Source organism: Sphingobium sp. WTD-1 (assembly GCF_030128825.1).
In the GTDB taxonomy this organism is placed as follows: Bacteria; Pseudomonadota; Alphaproteobacteria; order Sphingomonadales; family Sphingomonadaceae; genus Sphingobium.
In genome coordinates this window covers 4,650,590-4,674,516 of sequence record NZ_CP119127.1, presented here as the reverse complement: position 1 = coordinate 4,674,516, position 23,927 = coordinate 4,650,590, and the positions used below count along the sequence as shown (strand labels likewise).

The following is a 23,927-nucleotide window of genomic DNA, read 5'->3' as shown; positions in this document are numbered from 1 at the left end:
CGCTATTATTCCGTTCGCCCTGAGCGAAGTCGAAGGGCAGTGCCGACCGCAGGGAGGTGTCTTCGCCTCCGCTCAGACAAGGGCTTCGACTTCGCTCAGCCCGAACGGAGTTATGAACCATGCTTGAAATGCGCCCCGATTGCGAACGCTGCGGCACTGACCTGCCGGCCGATGAGCCCGGCGCGTTCATCTGCTCGTTCGAATGCACCTGGTGCGCGCCCTGCGCCGAGGCGCTGGACGATCGCTGCCCCAATTGCGGCGGCGAACTGATGGACCGGCCGACCCGGATGGGCAAGGCGCTGGCGAACAACCCCGCCTCCACGGAGCGCAAGTTCAAGGGATGACGCCGGCCCGTATCCTAATCATTGCCGGGTCGGACAGTGGCGGCGGCGCCGGTATCCAGGCGGATATCAAGACGGTCACGCTGCTGGGCGGCCATGCCATGACCGCGATCACCGCGATCACCGCGCAGAACACGCTGGGCGTGCAGGGCGTCCACCCGGTGCCGACCGAGATGGTGCTGGCGCAGATAGACAGCGTGATCAGCGACATCGGCGTCGACGCGGTCAAGATCGGCATGATCGGTTCGGCGCAGACGGCGGCAGCGGTGGCCGAGCGGCTGGCGCTGCTCGACAATGTGGCGATCGTCTTCGATCCCGTCATGGTCGCGACCAGCGGATCGCTGTTGGCCGACGAGGCTACGATCGCGGCGTTCGAGCGGCTGATGGCCATCGCCACGCTGGTGACGCCCAATATCCCCGAACTGGCGGCGCTGGGCGGCGAGGAAATCGCGATCCGTTTTGCCACCCATGTGCTGGCCAAGGGCGGCCATGGCGAGGGGCCGATGCTGACCGACCGGCTGATCGGGCCGCGGGGTGTGCGCAAAGCATGGAGCAATGCGCGGATCGACACGCGACACAGCCATGGCACCGGCTGCACCCTGGCGAGCGCGATCGCGACCGGCCTGGGGCAGGGGCTGGACCTGATCGAAGCGGTCGAGCGTGGCCGCAAATATGTGCGCGAGGCACTGGCGCTGGCGCCGGGGCTGGGCGCAGGCCATGGCCCGATGGGCAATCCCTTCGGCTTCCACGCCTATGCCTGATTTCGCGCATGAACTGATCCATCATCCCGGCCTGGTCGCCGGAGTGGACGAGGCCGGGCGTGGGCCGCTGGCGGGGCCGGTGGTCGCGGCGGCCGTGATCCTGCGACAGGAGGATTGCCCCGAGGGCCTCAATGATTCCAAGAAGCTGACCGCCAAGCGCCGCGCCGCGCTGGAGGGGGAGATCAAGGCCCGCGCGCTGTGCTGGGGACTGGGCATCGCCAGTGTCGCGGAGATCGACGAACTCAACATATTATGGGCGACGATGCTGGCCATGACCCGCGCGGTCGAGGCGCTGGGGCAGGAGTGCGCCCATGTGTTGGTGGATGGCAATCGCTGTCCCAACTGGCGCTGGCCCTCGACCGCGGTGGTGGAGGGCGACGCCAAATGCCTGTCGATCGCCGCCGCATCGATCCTGGCCAAGGAAGAGCGCGACCGGATCATGATCGCCGCCGCCGCCGAGCATCCGCATTATGGCTGGGAGAGCAACAAGGGCTATGGCAGTGCCAAGCATATGGCGGCGCTGCGTGAGCATGGCCCGACGCCGCTGCACCGGCGCAGTTTTTCGCCGGTGGCGCAACTGCTGCTGATCTGACGATGCTGTCCCGTCGCGGGGCGGGATGGGCATGATTTGAGGGCTGGCGCGGGTGTGGCGCATGCTTAAGAAGGGATTCATGTCCTTAGCCCGTTCCGGCCTTTCCAGCCTGTTCCTGCTTGTCGGCGCGCTGTCGCTGCCGGTGCAGGCGGCTGCGCCGGTCAAGCGCGCGCGGCCGGCGGCCAAGGCTGGTGCGCTGGCGCCGGGTGGCTATCGCTGGCTGGAAGAAGGGCCGCTCGACGGGCCGATCCATCTGGTCATCAGCATCGATCGGCAGATGGCCCATGTCTATAGCGGCGACCGGCTGGTCGGCATGGCGAGCGTGTCGACCGGCATGGCCGGGCACAGCACGCCGACCGGCGACTATCCGATCCTGCAGAAGAATCAGTGGCACCGGTCCAATCTCTACAGCAATGCGCCCATGCCCTTCATGCAGCGGCTGACCTGGGACGGCATTGCGCTGCATGCTGGGCATAATCCGGGCTATCCGGCCAGCCATGGCTGCATCCGCCTGCCCTATGCCTTTGCCCAGAAGCTGTTCGGCATGACCAGCCTGGGTGGGCTGGTAACGGTGACCAGGGATCGGCTGCATCCCTCGCTGACGATCGAGCAGATGGCGGCGGCGGACGCCGTGGCCAAGGTCGCTGCGCCGGCGCCGGCAAAGCCGGTGCTGGATATCGACCCGATCATCTTCGTGCCGCGCGTATCGCGCCGCTGACCGATCAGCGCTGGGCCAGTGCCGAGCGCCGCATCGAATAGCCGAAATAGAGCAGGGCGGCCGCACCAACCCAGACCGCGAACAGCGCATAGGTGTCGGCCGGCAGGCCGAAGATCAGATAGGCGCAGAAGAGCGTGCTGGCGATCGGCAGGATCGGATAGAAGGGCACCTTGTAGCCGCGTGGCAGGTCCGGCCGGGTGCGGCGCAGGATGATGACGCCGATCGACACGGTGCCAAAGGCGATCAGCGTGCCCATGCTGGTAAGGTTGACCAGCACGTCCAATGGCACGAAGGCGGCGAGCAGGGCGACGCCGATCGCGACGATCCATGTATTCTGGCGCGGCACATGGCGCACCGGATCGACCCGGCAGAAGAAGGCGGGCAGCAGCCCGTCGCGGCCCATGGCATAGAGGATGCGGGTCTGGCCGTAGATCACCACCAAAGTGACGCTGAAGATCGAGGCGATGGCGCCCAGTGACAGGATCACCGCCGGCCAGCCCGCGCCGGTGAGGTTGTGGAGGATGACGGCCAGGCCCGCTTCCTGCCCGGCAAATTCGGTCCAGGGCTGGGCGCCGATCGCCGCGACCGCGACCAATATATAGGCGGCGGTGACGATCAGCAGCGACAGGATGATGGCAAGCGGCAGGTCGCGACGCGGATTGCGCACTTCCTCGCCCGCGGTCGAGACCGCGTCGATGCCGATATAGGAAAAGAAGATGGAGGAGGCCGCAGCGCCGATGCCGACCATGCCCTTGGGCGCGAAGGGGTGGAAATTGGTCGGCTGGAAATGGGCGAGCGCGACCACCACGAACAGCGCCAGCACGGCGAGCTTGGCGACCACCAATATGGCGTTGGCGGTGGTCGATTCCCGCGTGCCGCGCAGCAGCAGGATGAGGCACAGGCCCACCAGCAGCACGGCGGGCAGGTTGACGATGCCGCCTGCACCCGGCGGCCGGGCGATGATGTCGGGCAGGCGCCAGCCGGTGCTGATCGAGAGAAGTTCGTTGAGATACTGCCCCCATCCCACGGCGATGGCGGAGGCGGAGACGCCATATTCCAGCAGCAGGCAGCTGCCGATCAGGAAGGCGGCGAGTTCGCCCATGGTCGCATAGGCATAGGAATAGGAGGAGCCCGACGCCGGCACGGCCGAGGCCATTTCGGCATAGCAGAGCGCGGTCAGCGCGGCGGTGATGCCGGCGATGACGAAGGACAGGGTTACCGCCGGCCCCGCTTCGGGCACGGCGGTGGTCAGGGCGACGAAGATGCCGGTGCCGATGGTCGCGCCGACGCCCAGCATGGTCAGCTGGAACAGACCGATATTGCGGGCGAGGGGCTTCGCGTCGGGATCGTCGCCGATGAAGTCGAGCACCGGCTTGCAGCGCAGCAGCGCGATCAGGAGCGGATGGCGGGGCGATCGGTTCGTCATGCTCCGCCGCTGTCATGCCGGGCGCGGGAAGGCAAATGAATATCGTGTGAGAATGGCGCGGCGGGACCGGTGAGGGCGCGCGATTGTCGGCGGGCCGCCGCTCGGCTAGGCATATAGTTGTTGGCCGCCGACCTGTTCGGCTTGGGATGGATGATCGAGCCTTGATGGATCAGAAGCGATTGCCTGGTGCGCGGAAATGGGCGCGGTCCATGCTGATGGTGGCGGCGGCGATGCTGTTGCCGACGATGGCATCGGCGGCGGATGTGCCGAGCGGTGGCACCATATCGGTGTCCATGCGGGAGGATGCGAGCGGGCAGGCGGGCGCGGCGGACGCCTTTGTCGATGCGGCCACCCTGGCCCTGTCGGACAAGGGCTTCACCTTGCTGGACGATGGCCATGCCGCGCTGGTCATGGAACTGGTCATTCGCGCGTCCGAGGTCGGGACGGGGACCGGCAAGGTCGAGAAGAGCAATTCCGACCTGATGCCCGGCGGCGTGTCCGGCGCGGTGGGATCGAGCCTCTCGCTGGCGGTGCCGTCCGGCAAGACGCGCCATGTCGCGCTCGAACGCACCGAGCTGGAGATGCGCCTGCACCGGCGCGGCGACGCGGCCGTGATCTGGAGCGGCAGCGCGGTGACGGTGCGCCCGGCCGACAAGCGGGATAGCGCCGCCACGGCGCTGTGCAACGCGCTGCTGCGTGCCTATCCCGAGCAGCCCGAAACGGTGATCGGCGTTCCCTGACAGGAAAAAGGCCGGTCCGTCAGGGGAACGGACCGGCCTTCGCTGGCCTGAAAACCAGAAGGGGGGGACTGGTTCAGGCGGGCATTTTTCAGGCTGCTTCGGCCGCTTCCTCGGCAGTGGGCAGACGGATCAGATAGTCGAAGGCCGACAGGGCTGCGGTTGACCCCGCACCCATGGCGATGACGATCTGCTTGTAGGGCACCGTGGTGCAGTCGCCGGCGGCGAAGATGCCGGGCTGGCTGGTTTCGCCGCGCGCGTCGATCTCGATCTCGCCACGGGGCGAGAGGGCGATCGTGTCCTTGAGCCATTCGGTGTTCGGCACGAGGCCGATCTGGACGAAAATGCCTTCCAGCTCGACATCATGCTCGGTGCCGCTGTTGCGGTCCTTGTAGCTGAGGCCGGTCACCCGCTCGCCATTGCCGTTCACCTTGGTGGTCAGCGCCGAGGTGATGATCTTGACGTTGGGCAGGCTGGCGAGCTTGCGCTGCAGCACCGCGTCGGCGCGCAGCTGGCTGTCAAACTCGATCAGGGTGACATGGGCGACGATGCCGGCCAGGTCGATCGCGGCTTCGACGCCGCTATTGCCGCCGCCGATCACAGCCACGCGCTTGCCCTTGAACAGCGGACCATCGCAGTGCGGGCAATAAGCCACGCCCTTGTTGCGATATTCGTCCTCTCCCGGCACGCCCATCTGGCGCCAGCGGGCACCGGTCGACAGGATGATGGTGCGGCCCTTCAGCGACGCGCCATTTTCCAGCACGATCTCATGATAGCCGCCTTCGGTCTTGGCCGGGATCAGCTTCGCCGCCTTCTGCAGGTTCATGATCTCGACGTCATAATCCTTGACGTGCGCCTCCAGCGCCGAGGCGAGCTTGGGCCCCTCGGTACGGCTGACCGAGATGAAATTCTCGATATCCATGGTGTCGAGCACCTGGCCGCCGAAGCGTTCGGCCGCGACACCGGTGCGGATGCCCTTGCGCGCCGAATAGATCGCGGCTGCCGCGCCAGCGGGACCACCGCCGACCACCAGCACCTCGAACGGATCCTGCTTGCGGATCTTCTCGGCCGCCTTCGCCTCGGCACCGCTGTCGATCTTGGCGACGATCTGCTCCAGCTCCATCCGGCCCTGGCCGAAGGGTTCGCCGTTGAGGAAGATGGTCGGCACGGCCATGACCTTGCGGGCGTCGACCTCATCCTTGAACAGGCCGCCGTCGATCGCGACATGGCTGATCCGCGGGTTGAGCACGCTCATCAGGTTCAGCGCCTGCACCACGTCGGGGCAGTTCTGGCACGACAGCGAGAAATAGGTCTCGAAGGCATAGTCGCCGTCCAGATCCTTGACCTGCTGGATCAGATCCTGCGCAGCCTTGGACGGGTGACCGCCGACCTGCAGCAGGGCGAGCACCAGCGACGTGAATTCATGGCCCATCGGCAGACCGGCGAAGGTCACACCGATATCGGTGCCGACGCGGCGGATCATGAAGCTGGGCTTGCGCTTGTCATTGCCGGTGGCGAGGCTGACCTTGTCCGAAAGCTCGGCGATTTCCGCCAGCAATTCGTTCATTTCGCGCGACTTGGCACTTTCATCCAGCGAAGCCACCAGCTCGATCGGCTGGGTGATGTTCGCCAGATAGGCTTTCAACTGCCCTTTGAGATTTGTGTCCAACATGTCTGTCTGGCTCCGTGGAAAAGATGGCGGGCCGTCCCGATCGGGAGGACGTGACGGCCCGTCCGGGGAATTGGTGCGACCCAAAAGCCCCGTTGAAATAGAGATAAGTCTGTAGAAATTTTTTTGAAGGTCCGCCGGGCTCCCTCATCGGAGGCGAGCCCGGCGGCCTGTCAGCACCTAAAGATGCTTAGATCTTGCCGACGAGGTCGAGCGAGGGGGCGAGGGTTTCCGCGCCTTCTTCCCACTTGGCGGGGCAGACTTCGCCCGGATGGCTGGTCCAATACTGCAGCGCCTTGATCTTGCGCAGCAGTTCGGCCGCGTTGCGACCCACGCCCTCGGGGGTGATTTCAACCAGCTGGATCACGCCTTCCGGATCGAGCACGAAGGTGCCGCGGTCGGCCAGGCCGACGCCTTCGCGCAGCACGCCGAACTGGTTCGAGATGTCGTGGTTCTGGTCACCCAGCATGTAATAGTTGATCTTGCCGATGGCCGGCGAGGTGTCGTGCCAGGCCTTGTGGCAAAAATGGGTGTCGGTCGACACCGAATAGACTTCCACGCCCATGCCCTGCAGGGTGGGGTAGATGTCGGCCAGGTCTTCCAGCTCGGTCGGGCAGACGAAGGTGAAGTCGGCCGGGTAGAAGAAGAAGACGGCCCACTTGCCCTTGACGTCGGCATCGGTGACGTCGACGAACTTGCCTTCCTTGAAAGCGGTTGCCTTGAAAGGCTGCAGGGGGGTGTTGATGAGAGCCATGGGCTATCCAGTTCCTTGATTAGGGTTGCTGTTGCGAAGCCTGTTTAGGGAAGCGGATGATTCGGGGGAAATTGGTTTTCTCGGACATGTTGATAGATAAAAGCGATCACACGCTATCCGATTAATCGAACGGGTCATTGATCCCGCAGGGCATGCACCATGGCCCGTTCGACCAGTTGCTGTGCCTCCGCCGCGCTGAAACTGGTGGGGTCGAGGCAATATTCCAGCCACAGCCCGTCGACCAGCGCGGTGAGGCCGATGGCCTTGAGCCGTACCTGCGCAGGGGAGAAGGCCGGCGCGGCGGCGGTGACCAGCCCCTCCAGCTGCGCGCGCGAGGCCGCATAGATGTCGGCATGAGCGGCCGCGACATCGGCGTTGGACTTGATCAGGCTCCAGAAGGCGATCCAGGTGGCGAGCAGATCGGCGTCGAGCACGGGCGCGCGGAAATTGGCCTGGAGAAAGGCACGCAGCCGGTCCAGCGGATCGTCGCCCGCGCCCGCGATCGCTGCATCCATAGCCTGGGATACGCGCTGTCCGACATCGCGGTAGGTGGCGAGGATCAGCGCGTCGACGCCCTCGAAATAATGGGTCAGTAGGCCGGACGATACGCCCGCGGCGGCGCAGATGGCACGGACGGACGTGCCCGCCACGCCCTTTTCCGCCAGACATTTTGCCGTTGCGTCGATCAGTGCCTGCCGCCGGACATCGGCGGACTCCCGTACGAATTTCGCTCTCACTTGCCCCCCCGGCATGGGACGACCCGGCGCCCCGAACATGCTATTCTGTTGTCGCTCACTGTGCGGAAATGACGGGCGCTGGCAAGCGCCGTTCGACCCGATTGGGGATCGATCCGGCCGGTTCGCCCGTTTGCCCCGCATAGTGTCGTCATGACAGCAAGGAGACCATGGATGATCCGACAGCCCGCCACCACGTCTGCCCTTCGCCTGATCCTGCCCGGTCTGGGCGCGGTATTGCTGCTGGGTGGCTGCGCCAAGGGCGTGGACAATGAAGCGGTGGCGAACAATGCGAGCGTGCCGGCCCATGCCGAAGCGATCGACGATACAGACTCTGTCGCGGCCCCCGACAATGCGGGCGCGGCGCTGCCAACCGACGAGTGGGTCGGGCGCTGGACCGGGCCGGAAGGGCTGTTCCTCGACATCCAGCTCGCCCCCAACGGCAAGCCGGGCCATTATGCGCTGACCAACAAGGATAATCTCGACCGGGAAGCGACCTATAGCGGGCTGGCCGATGGCGCGACGATCCGCTTCGCGCGCGATGGCCGCGACCTTGCCATCCGACCGGGCACGGGGGCGGAGACGGGCTTCAAATATCTCGCCGACAAGCAGGATTGCCTGATCGTGAAGCCGGGCGAGGAAGGCTATTGCCGATAAGCCGGGATCGGCAAAGGTCATGCCGACGCGACAGCGCCGAAGTTCACAGTGTCGTGCGGCATTTGGGGCCGTCTGCACCGGATACGCGCCTGCCACGCGCCCATGACGCGACGGTCGCACGACAGTTGGGCAGGACAGCGTTGCACCGACGCGCCTGTCGGGTCATGCCGACGCGACAGGGAGGCGACACATGGGTCCCGCCTGTTGTGGGCTGCGGTCGGGGCGAGGGAAGGGCGCGGTGCTGGTGCATCGCCCATGGTAGATCAGAGATTGGGCGAGTAGGACAGGACTTCACTGCGCTTGGCTGACGATGTCGGGTTTGACGGCTGACGACCATTTGCGGACATTCCAAATTGATGGCAGCGTAGCTCGATGGTCGTCTTTTGGCTTTTGCTGCTCTTTGTGCTTCCTGCGCTGATCGTCTGGTCGCCAGTCTTCGCGCTTGCCTACTGGCGAACCCCCGAGGGAAGTATGCGGCGTTATGCTTGGGCGTGGGCGTGGCTACTCCCCGCCATAGCTACGATCGCTGTTCTTGGATGGACAGGCTTCATCGGAGACGTGTTTGGGTCCGTGTAATCTTCAGCGGCCATTCCGCTACCTACCCAACTTCGTCATTCACGCCTCCGCAGGGGTGACTGTGCCAGAGACGTTCAGTTTCTGCTCCGTCTCTGGTCTTTGCTCGCAGTGCGCGGCAGCGGGATCAGGCGCTGGTCGCTGCCTGGTCAAGCTGGCGGGCGAGGGTGACGAATTCTTCGACGCTGACGGTTTCGGCGCGGCGTTGCGGGTCAATGCCGATCGCCTCCAGTGCGTCGAGCGCGCCGGGGACAGACTTGAGACTCTGGCGCAGCATCTTGCGGCGCTGGCCGAAGGCGGCTGCGGTCAGGCGTTCGAGGATCTTGAGCTGCACGCCTTCGGGCGCCGGCTTGGGGGTGATGTGGACCACGGCCGACATCACCTTGGGCGGCGGGGTGAAGGCGCTGCGATGCACCTTCATGGCGATGCGCGCGTCGCTGCGCCACTGGGCGAGCACGGCGAGGCGGCCATAATGGTCGGTGCCCGGCTTCGCGACGATGCGTTCGGCCACTTCCATCTGGAACATGAGCGTCAGGCTGGACCACCAGGGCAGCGGCGCCCATAGCGCCGACAGCCAGCCGACCAGCAGGGCGGTGCCGACATTATAGGGCAGGTTGGCGATGATATGGGCGCCATCGCCGGCCTCGGCACGGGCATCCACCTCCATCGCGTCGCCGGAAATGACGCGCAACTGACCGGGGAAGGCCAGTTCCAGTTCGGCGAGTGCAGGCAGGCAGCGACGATCACGCTCGACCGCGACCAGCTTGCCGCCGGCGCGCAGGATCGCACGGGTCAGGCCACCGGGGCCGGGGCCGACCTCGAACGCGGGCTGATCCTGGATGCTGCCGGGAATGGCGGCGATCCGGTCGAGCAACTGTTCGTCGAGCAGGAAATTCTGGCCGAGCGCCTTGCTGGCCTGAAGACCATGGGCGGCGATCACGTCGCGCAGCGGCGGCAGAGTGGGGCGGGCGTCAGCCGGCATAGGCAATCCGTGCGCGGGCGGCTTCGGCCGCCATTTTGAGGGCGGCGATCATCGCGCCGGGATTGGCGCTGTCGGTGCCGGCAATGCCGAAGGCGGTGCCATGATCGGGCGAGGTGCGCACGATCGGCAGGCCCAGGGTGATGTTGACGCCATCGTCGAAGTTCAGCGTCTTGATCGGGATCAGCGCCTGGTCATGATACATGCAGAGCGCCGCGTCATAGGCTTCGCGGGCGCGGGCATGGAACATGCCATCGGCCGCCAGCGGGCCGACAATGTCGATCCCTTCGGCGCGCAGCGCCTCGATCGCCGGGCGGATCACTTCGATTTCCTCGCGGCCGAGTGCGCCATTCTCCCCGGCATGCGGGTTGAGGCCGGCCACGGCGAGACGGGGGCGGGCGATGCCGAAATTGCGCTGCAATCCCTTCACCGTGGTGAGGGCGCGGGCGCGGATCAGGTCGATGGTCAGCGCCGAGGGCACATCGGCCAGCGCGATATGGATGGTGATCGGCACCACCTTGAGCGACGGGCCGGCGAGCATCATGACCGCGTTCTGGGCCGAGACGCCACAGCGTTCGGCGACGAATTCGGTCTGGCCCGGATGGGTGAAACCGACGCCGTACAACTGTTCCTTGCCGACCGGCGCGGTAACGATGCCGGCGGCCGATCCGGTGCGGGCCAGACCGACCGCGACTTCCAGTGCCTGGAAAGCGGTGCGGGCGCCGTCGATGCTGGGCGTGCCGGGCACGATCTCGCCCGCTTCGGCCACCTGCATGCAGGGCAGGGCGCGCTCGAACACCTGCGCGGCTTCCTCGGGCGATCCGACGATCTCGATCGGGCCGAGCCACACCGCGCGCAACGATGCGGCATCGCCGACGGCGAAGAATGCGGGCAGGCCACGCGCTTCGCGCATGACCCACGCCTTGGCGACGATTTCCGGTCCGATGCCCGCCGGGTCGCCGAGCGAGACGGCGAAGGGCGGCAGGCTGCCCGGATCAGTTATATTCGATAACGGCATCGCGGCGAAGATCGCGCAGATAGATGCGGGCGCGCTTGTTGACGCGTTCCTCTTCCAGCTGGGCCTGGATCTGTTCGGGATTGGGGGCGTTGGCCGATGCGGGTTCGTCGCGGCCGCAGACGACCAGGACGCGGACGCCATCGTTGATCGAACCGAAGGGCGGGGTGGATTCGCCGACCTGCAGATTGACGAGAATGTCCTGCAGCTGCGGCGGGAGGTCGCGCAGCTTCACATTGTCATTGTCGACCACATCGGCGCCGATGCGGGCACCGATCTCGTTCGCCTGGCCGCAGCCCTTGATCTCCTTGACCGCGGCGGCGAAGGTCGCGGCTTTCTGGCTGGCGGCTTCCTTGCTGGTGCCGGCCGGGAAGAGGACCGACAGCTGCTTGAGGCTGAGCAGCGAATCGCGCGGATCGGCGGTCAGCACCTTGCGCTTGTCCATCACATAGATGATCGACATGCCGCCCACCGTCTCGATCGGGCCGGCGAGCTGGCCGACCTGCAATTCGGTGGCGGCCTGCGCCAGTTCGGTCGGCAGCTGGCTGGGGCGGACCCAGCCGAGATCGCCGCCGACGACGGCGGTCGAGGCTTCGGAGAACTGGCGGGCATAGGCGGCGAAGCTGCCGCCCTGCTTGATCTGTTCGATGATGTTGCGCGCGTTGGCCGTGATCTGGTCGCGGTTTTCCGGCGTCGAGGACAGATAGATTTCGCTGATCCGCACTTCGTCGCTGCCCTTGGCGGCGTTGAGGCGATCGACCACCGACTTCACTTCGTCTTCGGAGACGTTGACGAAGGGCTGGATGTTGCGGCGGAGCAGGCGGCTCCAGGCCAGTTCGCCCTCGATCTGGCGCTTGATGCTGTTGGCCGAACTGCCCTGTTCGCGCAGATACTGGTTGAACTGGTCGGGCGACTTGCGGAAATTGGCCGCGACGCGCTCATAGCTCTGGTTCACTTCGGCCGGATCGATCTTGATGTCGTTGGCCGCCGCTTCCTGAATCTGCAGCGTTTCGTCGATCAGGTTGCGCAAAACCTGGACGCGCAGCCGTTCCTTTTCCTCGGCCGACACCTTGCCGCCATTGGCGGTGATGATGAGAGCCAGGCGCTGATCGACATCGGTGCCGGTGATGATGCGGCCGTTCACGATCGCCGTCGCCTTGCGGACATTGGGATCATTCTTGCCGAAGATGGTGACGTCCTTGGGCAGGTTCAGGCCCTGATCGGCGTCATCGTCGACGGCCTGGGCCGACACGGTCTGCGCCGCCATGCCCAGAAGGGCGGTGGACAGAAGCAGGGTGCGCAGGCCCGAGCGAACGGATTTGGGCGAGAAAACGACAGAAAGCATCGTCGGCAAAAATCTCCAATACGGTCGGGAGCCAATGCCCCGTTCCGCCTTAACCGGTCCTGAGCGGACGGCGGGAAGGCAGTTCCTTATATGCCAATATTGCGAAAAGCCAGCCGCAGCTGGAAGCTGTTGCCGGCGCGCGCGTCACCGTTGGTCTGATAGTCGCGCCGCCATGTAAAGCCCAGCGTCAAACAATCATCCTCATAGGCAACGCCCAGACGCTGGCGCACCGGCTCATAGCCATCGGCCGTGGTGCCCGGATCTTCCTGCGCGCCGGTAAGATCGATGACGGTCGAACCGAACACCGACCAGAAGCGGGCGAACTGGATGCGACCGCCAAGGCGCAGTTCCTCGCGGTCCTGCAGATCCTCCAGCGTGATATTGGCGTTGCGGTTGAGGCGCAGATAGCTGATCTGGGCATAGGTCTTCTTGCTGCCCACGGTCGCGTCGACCTCGTTCCGGCGGACCGCCAGATTGTCCTTGTCGACCCGGAAACGCTGGGTGAAGCTGACGAAATCCTTGTAGCGGACGGTCCAGCGGCCGACGATGTCGGACATGCGGTCGGACAGGCCGGTGCCGTCGGGCAGGATGCTGGCGCGGTTGTCGAGCCGGTAGCTCTGGCCGACATTGGCGTCGAGCGTGAAGTCGGGCAGTGCCAGATTATATTCCAGGCCATAGGTGATGCGGCTCGAATCCTCGAACCGGTCATAGCCCGCGAAGCGGTTGAGCGCGAAAAGGTTGCTGTCCTCCAGATCGACCGACCGGGCATCCTCATTGGGCACCGACAGGTTGGCGAGGTGCGGCGAGGCGACGATCTGGACGCGCGGGGCGATGCGCTGCACGCCGCCGAAGGCCTCGCCCATGAAGGGCCAGCGCATGTCGACCGCGGCGGCGGCGATGCCGCGCGCCTTCCAGCCCGGATCGCCGGCATAGCTGATCGTGTCGGTCAGCAGATTGTTGCTGCTGTGATAGACGTCGCCGCGCAGATAGGTGGTGAAATTCACCTCCTGGCCAAGGCCGGTCAGCTTGCGTAGATTCCATTCGAACGCGGCAAAGGCGCGCTGGGTGTCCTGACCGTCGGTCCGGGTGATCGCCAGCGTATTGGCCTGGAACTGCATCTGACCGCCGAGCAGCGGATCCTTCATCCGCAGCCGATAGTCCATGACCGGCAGCGCGATCGGCATCTGGCCCTGGGGGTCATCGACGCGCAGCGTCTGCACCGCCCAGCCGGCGAGCGAGAAATAGCTGTTCTCGCCGATCCGCTGGACGCCCAGGGTCGAACGCAGCCGGTCGTCGCGGCTGATGTCGTAGCGGCGCAGGAAGGTGCGGTCAGTGGCGACCCGGATCGACCCGTTGACGCTCCATTCGGGCGACAGCTGCATGCCGCCGCTGGCGTCGATCGCGCCGCGAATATCCTTTTGCGAATCGGTCGGCGTGATGCCGCTCGACCGGCTGCCATAGGTGGCATAGCCGGTGATCTGATAGGCGCCGCGATCGTAGAGATGACGGAAATTGCCTTCGATCATCGGCAGCGAATCGCTGTAGACGTGCGGCGTGACGGTCAGGTCGCGATTGGGTGCGAGCTTGAGATAATAGGGGACCGCAACCTCGAAGCCATTGACCCGGTCATAACGGATATTGGGGACCAGAAGGCCGCTGCCACCATCGTCGCCGACCGGATGCGACAGGCCCGGCACCGGGATCAGCGGCAGGCCGAACAGCTCGACATTGGCGCGGGTGTAGGAGACGCGCTGCTTGGTCGGGTCATAGACGACCTTGACTGCGTTGATCTGCCAGGTCGGTTCCTTGGGACAGCCGTCGCTGCCCTCCACCGGACAGCCGGTATAGGCGGCGTGGTGCAGCGTATAGACGCCATTGACCCGCTCGCCTTTGGTCGCGGCCATGCGGCCGCCCTTCTGGAGGACCAGCAATATATTGTCGACCGCGCCATCCTTCAGCGTATCGGTGACATCGAAGCGATCACCATAGGCGACATTGCCGTCCGGATCGATCACCGAGACGGCGCCCTGCGCCTCCACCTTGCCGGTGTTGAGGTCCCACACGATCTTGTCGGCGCGCAGCCGGTTGCCGTCGCGCAGCAACTGGACATTGCCGGTGGCGGTCACGACCTGACTGTTGGTGTCATATTCCAGCGTATCGGCGGCGAAGCCGATTTCCTGGTCATTGTCGGGCACCGGCGCGTCGGGCGCGCTGATCGGCGTCTGGGGCTCGTTCAGCTTGGGCTCGGGCGCCTGTTGCGCATGGGCCAGCGGCGCCGCGAGCAGGCAGGACGAGGCAGCGCCGGCAAGCAGCGCCTGTTTGAACGACAGGGGAAACACGGAAATCTGCAAGCGTAGGGGCCTCTTTGTGGGCACTTCTGGTCCCTGCCTATCGCACTGCTTGGCTCGCGCCGCAATCGCTGCTCGCATTCGGGACGGCGGAAATCCGCCGAATGGCTTTGCAGAGCGGCAAAGCCGCACTATCTGGCTGAAACAAGAACGACACGGCATTCCAGAGAAAAGGCCCCCAGATGGACATCCAATTCAGCCCCACGCGCCCCCAGGTCGACACGTTGGTCCTTGCCGTGGCGAAGGGGACTGTCGACAGCCTGCCGCTCGCCGCATCGGCCACGCTGGTCGCCGGCGCCGCCGCCGCGCGCTTCGCCGGTGAGGCGGGCGGCAGCGTCGAGAGCTTCGTCGAGGAAGGCGGCGCGGTGCTGCGCGTCCTGCTGCTGGGCATCGGCAATGGCAGCGCGGCCGACCTGGAGCGGGCTGGCGGCGCGCTGACCGCCAAGCTGTCAACCAGCGGCGCGACCCACGCAGCGGTCGAATTCCCGGCCGGCGTCAGTGGCGAGGATGCCGCCCGGCTGGGCCTGGGCGCGCTGCTGCGCAGCTGGCGGATCGACACCTATCGCACGCGTCAGCCCGAAAAAGCCAAGCCGACGCTGGCGACCGTGACGATCGTCGCGACCGGCGCCGAGACCGAATGGGCCAAGCTGTCGGCGGTCGCCGCCGGTGTCGCCTTCACCCGCGAACTGGTGTCGGAACCGGCCAACATCCTCTATCCCGAAAGCTTCGTCGCGCGCTGCCAGCATCTGGCTGACCTCGGCGTCAAGATCACCGTGCTGGACCGTGCGGCGATGACGGACCTCGGCATGGGCGCGCTGCTGGGCGTGGCGCAGGGGTCTGCGCGTGAGGCGCGGCTGCTGGCGATGGAATGGGACGGCACCGATGGCGCCGCCGATAAGCCCGTGGTGTTCGTCGGCAAGGGCGTGACCTTCGACACCGGCGGCATTTCGCTCAAGCCTGGGCCGGGCATGGAAGACATGAAGTGGGACATGGGCGGCGCCGGCGCCGTCGCTGGTGCCATGAAGGCGCTGGCCGGTCGCAAGGCCAAGGCCCGTGTCGTCGGCATCTGTGGCCTGGTCGAGAATATGCCCGACGCCAATGCCCAGCGCCCCGGCGACATCGTGACGTCGATGTCGGGCCAGACGATCGAGGTGCTGAACACCGACGCGGAAGGCCGGCTGGTGCTGTGCGACGCGGTGACCTGGGCGCAGAAGACCTATGAACCCGAAGTGGTGATCGACCTCGCCACCCTGACCGGCGCGATGATGATCGCGCTCGGCAGCGAGCATGGCGGCCTGTTCGCCAACGACGATGCGCTGGCCGACGATCTGCTGGCGGCGGGCAAGACCAGCGGCGAGAAGCTGTGGCGCTTCCCGCTGTCGGAGGCCTATGACAAGCTGATCGACAGCCCGATCGCCGACATGAAGAATATCGGCCCGCGCTTCGCTGGCTCGATCACCGCTGCCCAGTTCATCAAGCGCTTCGTCAATGACGGCGTGAAGTGGGCGCATCTCGACATTGCCGGCATGGTCTGGTCGGACAAGCCCGGCGCCACCGCCGACAAGGGCGCGACCGGCTATGGCGTGCGCCTGATCGACCAGCTGGTGGCCGACAAGTTCGAGCGCTGAAGCCGGTGCAGGTCGACTTCTACCAGCTGAGCCGGGATCCCGTGGAAGGGGTGCTGCCTGCGATCGCGGCGCGCATCCTGGACATGGGCGCGCGGCTGCTGGTGGTGGCCGACGAGCCGGAACGGCTGGCCCGCATATCGGCGGGGCTATGGGCGGGGCCACCCGAAAGCTTCCTGGCCAACGGCCTGGCAGGCGACGGGGTGGACGCCGCCCAGCCGGTGCTGCTGGCGCAGAGCTGCGATGCGGCCAATGGCGCCAGGCATATCGCGCTGGCGGATGGGGTGTGGCGCGAGGAGGCGCTGGGCTTCGATCGCGCCTTCTATTTCTTCGACGCGGACACGATCGACGGGGCGCGGGCCAGTTGGCGCGCGCTTAGCAAGCGCGAGGGCGTGACCCCGCGCTTCTGGCGGCAGGAAGGCCGCAAATGGGTGCAGGGGCCCTGAACGCCGGGAAATAGGGGCTGATACGAAGGCCCCTTGCCCCCCTCTTGCGAAGTCATTCGCCCCGGTCTAAAGGGCGCGCAACTTTATTCCAACAATCCGGAGTTATGAGGGCCATGGCCGTCACGCGCACTTTTTCGATCATCAAGCCCGACGCAACCCGTCGCAACCTGACCGGCGCCGTCACCAAGATGCTGGAAGAAGCCGGCCTGCGCGTCGTCGCTTCCAAGCGCATCCGCATGAGCCGCGAACAGGCTGAAGGCTTCTATGCCGTTCACAAGGAACGCCCCTTCTTTGCTGACCTGGTCGCCTTCATGATCTCGGGCCCGGTCGTCGTCCAGGTTCTGGAAGGCGAAAACGCCGTGACCCGCAACCGCGACATCATGGGCGCCACCAATCCGGCCAATGCCGACGCCGGCACCATCCGCAAGGAACTGGCCGAATCGATCGAAGCCAATTCGGTCCATGGTTCGGACAGCGAAGAAAATGCCGCGATCGAGATCGCCTATTTCTTCAAGCCCGAAGAAATCGTCGGCTAAACCCGACACCCGTCCCCGGACGAGCAAAAGGCCCGGCGCTCCCCCAAGGAGCGGCCGGGTTTTTTGTTGCTGGGGATGATCGGTGGTAGGCGACTGTCCGTAATCCTCCCCAAGCAAGCTTGGGGAGGAACTGAGACGTCAGCTTGCGGCCTGTCCGAACTTGGCCGTGCAGCCCTAGCCTTTTGTCTGGCGGGCCCAGCGGGCGTCGATCTTTGCCTGGGCGTCGGCGCCCTGGGCGTGGCTGACCAGGGACAGGCCGCGCAGGGTCAGCTTGTGGCCGGACAGCCATTTGCCGGCGATGCCATAGCCGATGTCGTAGACGGTGGAATCGCTGTGCGTGTCGCCATTGACGACGAACTGGGTGACGATGGTCACCGGCAGTTTCTCGTCGCCGATGCTGTCGTCGGGCAGCTTGGCGGCGTTGCGCGCCTTTTTCAGGGCATCCTCGAACCAGCCGGCCTCGATCCGCGGTTCGCCGGTGGTGTCGACCGGGGCGATGCCGAGCGCCCTGGGGAAATGGATGGTCTGGCTCTGCACCAGCTGATCGGGATCGGCGGGCTTGAGCGTCAGCCGGCTGTCGCCATCGGCTGCGGCGTTCAGCACCAGCCGGGCGGCGCGGGCGGAGGCCTTGCTGCTTTCGGCGGCCTTGCTGGCGCGCTCGTCCTTCTTGTCGGCCCAGTTGAGATAGAGGGTGAGGGCGGAGATCAGCACGGCGGCCACCGCCAGCAACTCACCAAGCGTGATCCAGCGTCGGCGGATACGGGCGGCTTCCTCCTTGCGGGTCTCCTGCTTGGCCTCGGGGCTGTCGCTCATCGGATCAGGCCGTCTGTGGCGGGACTTCGAACTTGTCGATCACCCATTCCTCGGCCTGCGCCTCGCCGATCCATTCCTGCATCCAGGGATGGGCGATGATCGCGCGCATATAGGCTTCGGCAAAGCGGGCGACCGGCAGCTGATAGGTGATGAAGCGGGTAACGACCGGCGCGAACATCAGGTCGACGGCGCCGAACTCGCCGAAAAGTAAATCGCCCTCGCCACCATAACGGGCGCGGGCCTGGGCCCAGAGCTGCATGATCCGGCTGATGTCGTGGGCGACGGCTTCCGACGGCGGGACCGGATCATAGATCTGGCGGATGTTCATGCTGTGCTCGCGGCGGAGCGCGGCGAAGCTGCTGTGCATTTCGGCTGCCATCGAGCGAGCCATGGCGCGAGCGCCTGGATCGGTCGGCCAGAACTGGTCGCCCCCGGCCTTTTCATTGAGATATTCGACGATGGCCAGGCTGTCCCACACGACGATGTCGTCGCCATCCCACAGGATCGGCACCTTGCCGGAGGAGGGGGCGAACTCATCGCCCTCGCGACGCTTTTCCCATTCCTCGTCATAGAGGGGGACCACCACTTCCTCGAACGGAAGGCCGGACAGCTTGCATGCCAGCCAGCCGCGCAGTGACCAGCTCGAATAGGCCTTGTTGCCAATGAACAGCTTCATCATGGCCATGTCTTAGCCGGGCGGGCTTCGATAAGTCGAGAGCCGATAGAGAGGGCTTTCCACTTCGCGTCGAAACGCCTAAGGGGCGGCCATCCCCGGGGGGCCGCTCATGCGCGGCTGAGAGGTGGTCAGCAGACCACGACCCGCTGAACCTGATCCGGCTGATACCGGCGTAGGGAGGGCAAGGCGGCAGGTCCGTCGTCCCTCCTGTGGAGTGGACGTGAGATGAAGACTGCCCGATTGCCCCATGTTGGAAGCGCCTGCCTGACGCTGGCCCTGTTGATGATCGCATCGCCCGCGATGGCGGAGGATGAGCTGGACCAGTCGACCAATATCCAGGTCGTCGGCCATCCCGACCCCGAAGGCCTGTTGCCCGACCAGAGCGCGCCCAAGGCGGTCAGCGCGATCTCCACCGACTTCATCATCAAGCAGGCGCCGACGCTCAATGCGTTCCAGCTGGTCAACCTGCTGCCCGGCGCCAATGTCTCGTCCAGCGACCCCTATGGCCTGTCGGCATCGTCCAGCCTGACGCTGCGCGGCCTGGGCCAGGACCAGATCGGCGTGCTGATGGAAGGCGCGCCGCAGAACGACATCGGCTATTATTATGCCTATCCCTCGCAATTCGCCGATGCGGAGAATGTGCGGCAGGTGATGCTGGCGCAGGGCGCGGCAGACATTGACTCGCCGGTGGTGGCGGCGGCCGGTGGCCTGTTGTCGCTGACGCTGGATGATCCCAGGGCCGAGGCGGGCGGCCTCGTCAACCTGTCGGTCGGTTCCTATGACGAACGGCGCGTCTTTGCGCGGATCGACACGGGACGGATCGGGTCGACCGGGCTGAAGGCTTTCATTTCCTATTCCAACAACCGTGCCGACAACTGGCGCGGGGCGGGACATGACCAGCGCCAGCATATCGATGCCAAGCTGCTGAACGAATGGGGCGAGGGCAACCGGGCGAGCATCGCCTTTTCCTTCAACGACGCCAAGACATCGACCTATCCCAGCCCCAGCAAGACGGACTGGGAAGCCTCTGGCCGGGGCTATAATTTCGACGAGGCCTATAGCGAGGGGAATACCAACTACTGGCGCCTCTATCGCGCGCCGTTCCGCAATTTCTATGTCGCGGCGCCCGTCCACCTGAAGCTGAGTGACACGCTGAGCTTCGACAGCAGCGCCTATCTGCAGATGGGGCATGGCAATTCGCCCTATGGCACGCAGCTCGCCACCACCGGCAATTATCTGGGCACCGAGGAACTGACCCAGCCGATCGACCTGCCCGGTGCGGTCGATGGCGTCGCCACGGTGCTGGGCAACTGGACCGGCAAGCAGTTCCGCGTCGGCGACGTCAGCAAGCTGACTCTGCAGGCCGGCGCGCATCGGATCGTGGCTGGCCTGTGGTTCGACTATGGCACAGACCGGGTGACGCAATCCTATACGTCGATCGATGCCGATGGCCGGCCGGTGGACCCGTGGGGCTATCAGGACAAGGCGATCCGCACCGCCGACGGGCGGCTGCTGGCTTATGAAAATCAGCGCACGGAGACGGTCACCAAGGGCTTCTTCCTGTCCGACAGCATTGCGGTGACGCCCAAGCTGGGCATCGACATCGGTTTCAAGGGCGTCAACCTGCTGCGCAACGGCCGCAATTATCTGCCCGGCCCGCAATCGACGGTGCGGATCGACAGCTTTGCCGCGCTGCCGCGGGCGGCGATCCATTATCAGCTGGACGACCGGCAGCAGCTGTTCGCCAACATCACCACCAATTTCCGCACGCCCAACGAGTTTGCGCTCTACAACAGCTATTATGGCGGCGAACTGGTGAGCCAGGGCACCGACGGCCTGAAGAATGAATATTCGATCTCGCAGGAGCTGGGCTATCGCTATATCGGCCCCAGCCTGTCCTTCTCGCTGACCGGTTTCCATTATCATTTCCGCAACCGCCAGGTGGCGACGGTGATCGACAGCGGCGGCGCGCTGGTCAATTCGACCATCAACGCCGGCAGCCAGAGCAGCTATGGCCTGGATGGCGAGATCGACTATCGCCCGGCCAAGGGGATGAGCATCTATGCTTCGGCCGAATATCTGCACACGCGCCTGAACGACGATCTGGCGATCAACGGCGATTATCTGCCGACCAGGGGCAAGCGGGCGGTATCGGCCCCCAGCTTCCAGTTCGCGCTGGGCAGCACCTATGATGATGGCCGGCTGTTCGGCAGCAGCGCGCTCAAATATGTCGGCCGCCAATATGCGACCTTCATGAATGACGAGAGCATCAAGGGCTATGCCACGCTGGACCTGTCGGTGGGCGTCCATCTGGCCGGGCTGATCGATGCGCAGGTGATGGATCTGCGCATCAACGCGATCAACGTCACCAATCCGCGTGTCCTGTCGGGCGTCTATTCGATCAGCACCAACGCGCAGGATACGGTCGGGCGCAACGGCACGCTGATCGCCGGTTCGGCGCCGACCTATTATGTCGGCAGCGGGCGCGCCGTGGTGGCGACGCTGTCGCGCGCCTTCTGACGATGAGCGCCGCCACTCCGCATCTGGTCCATGGCATGGGGCTGGCGCTGGAGGCGCCGGCCTGGCCGGCGATCACTGTGGACGAGGCAGCGGCGGTGCTGGCCCATTTTCCCGACGCTGGCCGGCTGGCGGCGCTGGCCTGGCATTCGCCGCGCCCCTTTTCGGCGGCAGCGCTGGTCGAGACGGATCGCGGCCCGCTGTTCCTGAAGCGGCATCACCAGCGCTTGCGCACGCCGGCGGCGCTGGCCGAGGAGCATGGCTATATGGCGCATCTGCGCGGTGCCGGGCTGGCGGTGCCCGATGTGCTGTGCGCCACCGATGGCGCCGGCGCGATTGCGCTGGGCGAATGGAGCTATGAGCTGCATCGCCAGGCACCGGGCCTCGATCTCTATCGCGATCGCCAGTCCTGGACGCCCTTCCTGTCGCCCGATCACGCCTTTGCGGCTGGTGTCGCGCTGGCGCAACTGCATCGGGCGGCAGCCGGTTTCGATGCGCCGGCACGCGGAGCGCATCCGCTGGTGTCGAGCTTCACGATCTTGCCCGCCGTTGATCCGCTGGCCGCAGCGGACGCCTATGTCGCGGCACGGCCCGCGGTGGCGGCCTTCCTGGCGGACATGCCCTGGCGGTCGGAACTGGGGCGGCTGTTCGCGGCACTGGGGCAGGGGCTGGCGCCGCGGCTGGCGGAGCTGCCTGCGCTCTGGACCCATAATGACTGGCACCCTTCCAACCTGCTGTGGTCGGCGCAAGGCGTGGTGAGCAGCATCTTCGATTTCGGCCTGTCGACCCGCAGCTGCGCCCTGCATGATCTGGCCACCGCGATCGAGCGGACGGCGATTCCCTGGCTGACGCTGGATCAGGGGCGGCTGGCCGAGCCGGCGGATGTGGAGGGCGCGCTGGCCTTGCTGGCGGGCTATTGCAGTGTGCTGGCGCTGGCGCCTGCCGAGATCGATACGCTGCTGCACCTGCTGCCGCTGGTCCATATCGAATTCGCCCTGACCGAGATCGACTATTTCTTCAGCATATTGGCCGATCGCGAAGGCGCGATGCTGGCCTGGCAGGCCTATCTGGTCGGCCATGCCGACTGGTTCCTGTCCGACGAGGGGCAGGGCTTTCTGGCGCGGCTCCATCAGGGAGTGGCCGGCTGATGTCTGTGCTGGAGATCATTGCCGTCATCATCAGCTTCCTTGGCATCTGGCTGACGGCGCGGCGGCATTTGCTGTGCTGGCCGATCAACCTGATGGCCTGCGCCCTGTATGCCAAGCTGTTCCTGGACGTGCGCCTCTATGCCGACATGGTGCTGCAGGGGCTGTTCGGCATCGCCATCGTATATGGCTGGGTCGGCTGGGCACGGGGCAAGCGCGACGAGGGCGAGGTAAGGGTGGTGCCGCTGCCGCCGATGCGGGCCGCCAAGGGGGTGGCGCTGGGGGCACTCTGTGCCGGCGCGATCGGCTGGTTCATCCATCATTACACCGATGCGGCGCTGCCCTGGATGGATTCGGCGCTGAGCAGTTTCAGCCTGGTCGCCCAATATTGGACGGCGCGGCGCCATGCGGCGAGCTGGCTGCTGTGGATCGCGGTCGACATTTTCTATGTCGGCATGTTCGCGTTCAAGGGATTGTGGCTGACGGCCGGCCTCTATGCCGCAATGATCGGACTGGCGCTGCTGGGCTATTGGCGCTGGCGACAGGCGATGCGACGCAGCGCAGCCTGAACAAGGCTGCTGCCTGGATTCGGCACGGATCGCATCTGTCTGGAAAATGGAGGCCCGAGCCGGAATCGAACCGGCGTGCAAGGATTTGCAGTCCTCTGCGTCACCACTCCGCCATCGGGCCTTCCGTGCGGTGGAGGCGGCAAATGTCCGCCTTTGATCGCAAAGTCAAGCGCAGGAAGGGGAACAATCCCAAGAATCTCGCTCTCCATCGTGGAAAGCCGCTTGGCGCGGGGGAAATGCTGATTTAGAGGTCCGGTAATCCCTTCACTGTATTGCATTGCCAATACAGTTGTGCCAAGCGAGGAACTATCGTGACCGAGCAGAACTTTTCTTCGATGCGGACCGCCATGGTCGAGAGCCAGCTGCGCACCAGCGCCGTGGACGATCAGCGCGTGATCGCCGTGATGGCCAAGGTGCCGCGCGAGGACTATGTCCCCGCCGAGCGTCGGGCCATGACCTATGTCGATCGCCCGATCCCGCTGGACGGCGACCGTGCGCTGAACCCGCCGCTGGTCACTGGCCGTCTGCTCAAGGAAGCCGATGTCCAGGCCGGCGAGAAGGTGCTGCTGATCGGCGCGGCGACCGGTTACAGCGCGGCGCTGCTCGCTGAGCTGGGTGCGCAGGTGACGGCGGTCGAGGTCGAGGGTGGCGCGGAGATCGCGGTGCCCGGGGTGACCGTGGTGCGTGGCCCGCTGGCCGCCGGCGCATCGGCCGGTGCGCCCTATGATGTTCTTTTCATTGACGGCGCGGTGGAGGAAGTTCCCGCTGCGCTCGTCCAGCAGCTAGTCGATGGGGGACGGGTGGTGACAGGCGTCGTCGAACGCGGTGTCGCTCGCCTGTGCAGCGGCCGCGCGGTGGCGGGCGTGCTGGGTCTCGCCAGCCTTACCGACATGGAAATGGTCGTGCTTCCCGGTTTCGCCGCGCCGGAGCAATTCGTTTTTTGAGACAGGA

At 65.6% G+C, this 23,927-nt stretch carries 23 protein-coding genes, 1 tRNA gene and 1 riboswitch; of the genes, 13 read left to right on the top strand and 11 right to left on the bottom strand.

Translation table 11 applies throughout. From position 1 onward, the window contains the following. Positions 1–119: 119 nt before the first annotated feature. The 4 genes from N6H05_RS23215 to N6H05_RS23200 all read left to right on the top strand — a co-directional run bounded on the left by N6H05_RS23215 (position 120) and on the right by N6H05_RS23200 (position 2,412). A complete protein-coding gene (locus tag N6H05_RS23215) occupies positions 120–344 on the top strand; it encodes a DUF1272 domain-containing protein (RefSeq protein WP_004210980.1) in 225 nt (74 codons plus the stop codon). Continuing rightward, positions 341–1,102 (top strand): bifunctional hydroxymethylpyrimidine kinase/phosphomethylpyrimidine kinase, encoded by a 762-nt coding sequence (thiD, locus tag N6H05_RS23210; protein ID WP_284111857.1) that lies wholly within the window; start codon positions 341–343, stop codon positions 1,100–1,102. Before N6H05_RS23215 ends, thiD begins: the two co-directional genes overlap by 4 nt. Then, positions 1,095–1,694, top strand: a complete 600-nt coding sequence (gene rnhB / locus N6H05_RS23205; RefSeq protein ID WP_284111856.1) for a ribonuclease HII — start codon at positions 1,095–1,097, stop codon at positions 1,692–1,694. The genes thiD and rnhB overlap by 8 nt, the downstream gene beginning before the upstream one ends. 79 nt (positions 1,695–1,773) lie before the next feature. After that, positions 1,774–2,412: a L,D-transpeptidase family protein gene (locus N6H05_RS23200; RefSeq protein WP_284111855.1), complete on the top strand. Its 639-nt coding sequence runs from the start codon at positions 1,774–1,776 to the stop codon at positions 2,410–2,412. Positions 2,413–2,416: 4 nt separating this feature from the next. Here the strand turns inward: N6H05_RS23200 and N6H05_RS23195 are convergent, their stop codons facing one another. Further along, positions 2,417–3,838 carry an APC family permease gene (locus N6H05_RS23195; protein WP_284111854.1) on the bottom strand — a complete coding sequence of 474 codons (1,422 nt, stop codon included), beginning with the start codon at positions 3,836–3,838 and terminating at the stop codon, positions 2,417–2,419. Positions 3,839–4,002: 164 nt separating this feature from the next. On the opposite strand from N6H05_RS23195, the gene N6H05_RS23190 reads away from it, so the two are divergent. Next, positions 4,003–4,578, top strand: coding sequence for a hypothetical protein (locus N6H05_RS23190; protein WP_284114302.1), 576 nt, complete (start codon positions 4,003–4,005; stop codon positions 4,576–4,578). An 88-nt stretch (positions 4,579–4,666) separates the two neighbouring features. On the opposite strand, the gene ahpF is transcribed toward N6H05_RS23190, so the two are convergent. From ahpF to betI, 3 genes are all read right to left on the bottom strand, one after another. Next, complete coding sequence (gene ahpF / locus N6H05_RS23185; RefSeq protein ID WP_284111853.1) at positions 4,667–6,247, bottom strand: alkyl hydroperoxide reductase subunit F; 1,581 nt, start codon at positions 6,245–6,247, stop codon at positions 4,667–4,669. 187 nt (positions 6,248–6,434) lie between these two features. Next, a complete protein-coding gene (gene ahpC / locus N6H05_RS23180; RefSeq protein WP_004210655.1) occupies positions 6,435–6,998 on the bottom strand; it encodes an alkyl hydroperoxide reductase subunit C in 564 nt (187 codons plus the stop codon). Positions 6,999–7,132: 134 nt separating this feature from the next. After that, positions 7,133–7,735 (bottom strand): transcriptional regulator BetI, encoded by a 603-nt coding sequence (betI, locus tag N6H05_RS23175; RefSeq protein WP_284111851.1) that lies wholly within the window; start codon positions 7,733–7,735, stop codon positions 7,133–7,135. Positions 7,736–7,906: 171 nt separating this feature from the next. On the opposite strand from betI, the gene N6H05_RS23170 reads away from it, so the two are divergent. Continuing rightward, positions 7,907–8,389, top strand: a complete 483-nt coding sequence (locus N6H05_RS23170; RefSeq protein ID WP_284111850.1) for a hypothetical protein — start codon at positions 7,907–7,909, stop codon at positions 8,387–8,389. Between the two features lie 700 nt (positions 8,390–9,089). Here N6H05_RS23170 and rsmA read toward each other — a convergent pair. From rsmA to N6H05_RS23150, 4 genes are all read right to left on the bottom strand, one after another. Further along, positions 9,090–9,944 carry a 16S rRNA (adenine(1518)-N(6)/adenine(1519)-N(6))-dimethyltransferase RsmA gene (gene rsmA, locus N6H05_RS23165; protein ID WP_284111849.1) on the bottom strand — a complete coding sequence of 285 codons (855 nt, stop codon included), beginning with the start codon at positions 9,942–9,944 and terminating at the stop codon, positions 9,090–9,092. Then, the gene (gene pdxA / locus N6H05_RS23160) at positions 9,934–10,959 is read right to left on the bottom strand and encodes a 4-hydroxythreonine-4-phosphate dehydrogenase PdxA (protein ID WP_284111848.1); all 1,026 of its coding nucleotides are present in this window, start codon (positions 10,957–10,959) and stop codon (positions 9,934–9,936) included. Before pdxA ends, rsmA begins: the two co-directional genes overlap by 11 nt. After that, entirely contained in the window at positions 10,937–12,301 is a 1,365-nt protein-coding gene (locus tag N6H05_RS23155; protein WP_284111847.1) for a peptidylprolyl isomerase, read from the bottom strand. The genes pdxA and N6H05_RS23155 overlap by 23 nt, the downstream gene beginning before the upstream one ends. 86 nt (positions 12,302–12,387) lie before the next feature. Further along, positions 12,388–14,652, bottom strand: a complete 2,265-nt coding sequence (locus N6H05_RS23150; RefSeq protein ID WP_284111846.1) for an LPS-assembly protein LptD — start codon at positions 14,650–14,652, stop codon at positions 12,388–12,390. Positions 14,653–14,831: 179 nt separating this feature from the next. Between N6H05_RS23150 and N6H05_RS23145 the strand changes: the two genes are divergently transcribed. The 3 genes from N6H05_RS23145 (at position 14,832) to ndk (ending at position 17,256) form a co-directional block, all read left to right on the top strand. Next, positions 14,832–16,277, top strand: a complete 1,446-nt coding sequence (locus N6H05_RS23145; protein ID WP_284111844.1) for a leucyl aminopeptidase — start codon at positions 14,832–14,834, stop codon at positions 16,275–16,277. 5 nt (positions 16,278–16,282) lie between these two features. Continuing rightward, positions 16,283–16,720 (top strand): DNA polymerase III subunit chi, encoded by a 438-nt coding sequence (locus N6H05_RS23140; protein WP_037511516.1) that lies wholly within the window; start codon positions 16,283–16,285, stop codon positions 16,718–16,720. Positions 16,721–16,833: 113 nt separating this feature from the next. Continuing rightward, positions 16,834–17,256, top strand: coding sequence for a nucleoside-diphosphate kinase (ndk, locus tag N6H05_RS23135; protein WP_004210674.1), 423 nt, complete (start codon positions 16,834–16,836; stop codon positions 17,254–17,256). A gap of 174 nt (positions 17,257–17,430) precedes the next feature. Here ndk and N6H05_RS23130 read toward each other — a convergent pair whose 3' ends face one another. Beyond that, positions 17,431–18,069, bottom strand: coding sequence for a hypothetical protein (locus tag N6H05_RS23130; RefSeq protein ID WP_284111843.1), 639 nt, complete (start codon positions 18,067–18,069; stop codon positions 17,431–17,433). A 4-nt stretch (positions 18,070–18,073) separates the two neighbouring features. Further along, entirely contained in the window at positions 18,074–18,748 is a 675-nt protein-coding gene (locus N6H05_RS23125; RefSeq protein WP_284111842.1) for a glutathione S-transferase family protein, read from the bottom strand. A gap of 83 nt (positions 18,749–18,831) precedes the next feature. Further along, positions 18,832–18,941, top strand: a riboswitch (TPP riboswitch). Positions 18,942–18,970: 29 nt separating this feature from the next. Between N6H05_RS23125 and N6H05_RS23120 the strand changes: the two genes are divergently transcribed. From N6H05_RS23120 to pnuC, 3 genes are read left to right on the top strand one after another with little or no spacing between them, the layout of a single operon-like run. Beyond that, entirely contained in the window at positions 18,971–21,265 is a 2,295-nt protein-coding gene (locus N6H05_RS23120; protein WP_284111840.1) for a TonB-dependent receptor, read from the top strand. A 2-nt stretch (positions 21,266–21,267) separates the two neighbouring features. Continuing rightward, positions 21,268–22,410 carry a phosphotransferase enzyme family protein gene (locus N6H05_RS23115; RefSeq protein WP_284111839.1) on the top strand — a complete coding sequence of 381 codons (1,143 nt, stop codon included), beginning with the start codon at positions 21,268–21,270 and terminating at the stop codon, positions 22,408–22,410. Further along, entirely contained in the window at positions 22,410–22,976 is a 567-nt protein-coding gene (gene pnuC / locus N6H05_RS23110) for a nicotinamide riboside transporter PnuC (protein ID WP_284111838.1), read from the top strand. Before N6H05_RS23115 ends, pnuC begins: the two co-directional genes overlap by 1 nt. A gap of 47 nt (positions 22,977–23,023) precedes the next feature. Here pnuC and N6H05_RS23105 read toward each other — a convergent pair. Then, positions 23,024–23,097, bottom strand: a tRNA-Cys gene (locus N6H05_RS23105). A 190-nt stretch (positions 23,098–23,287) separates the two neighbouring features. Here N6H05_RS23105 and N6H05_RS23100 point away from each other — a divergent pair. Then, entirely contained in the window at positions 23,288–23,920 is a 633-nt protein-coding gene (locus tag N6H05_RS23100) for a protein-L-isoaspartate O-methyltransferase family protein (protein ID WP_004210712.1), read from the top strand. Positions 23,921–23,927 lie beyond the last annotated feature (7 nt).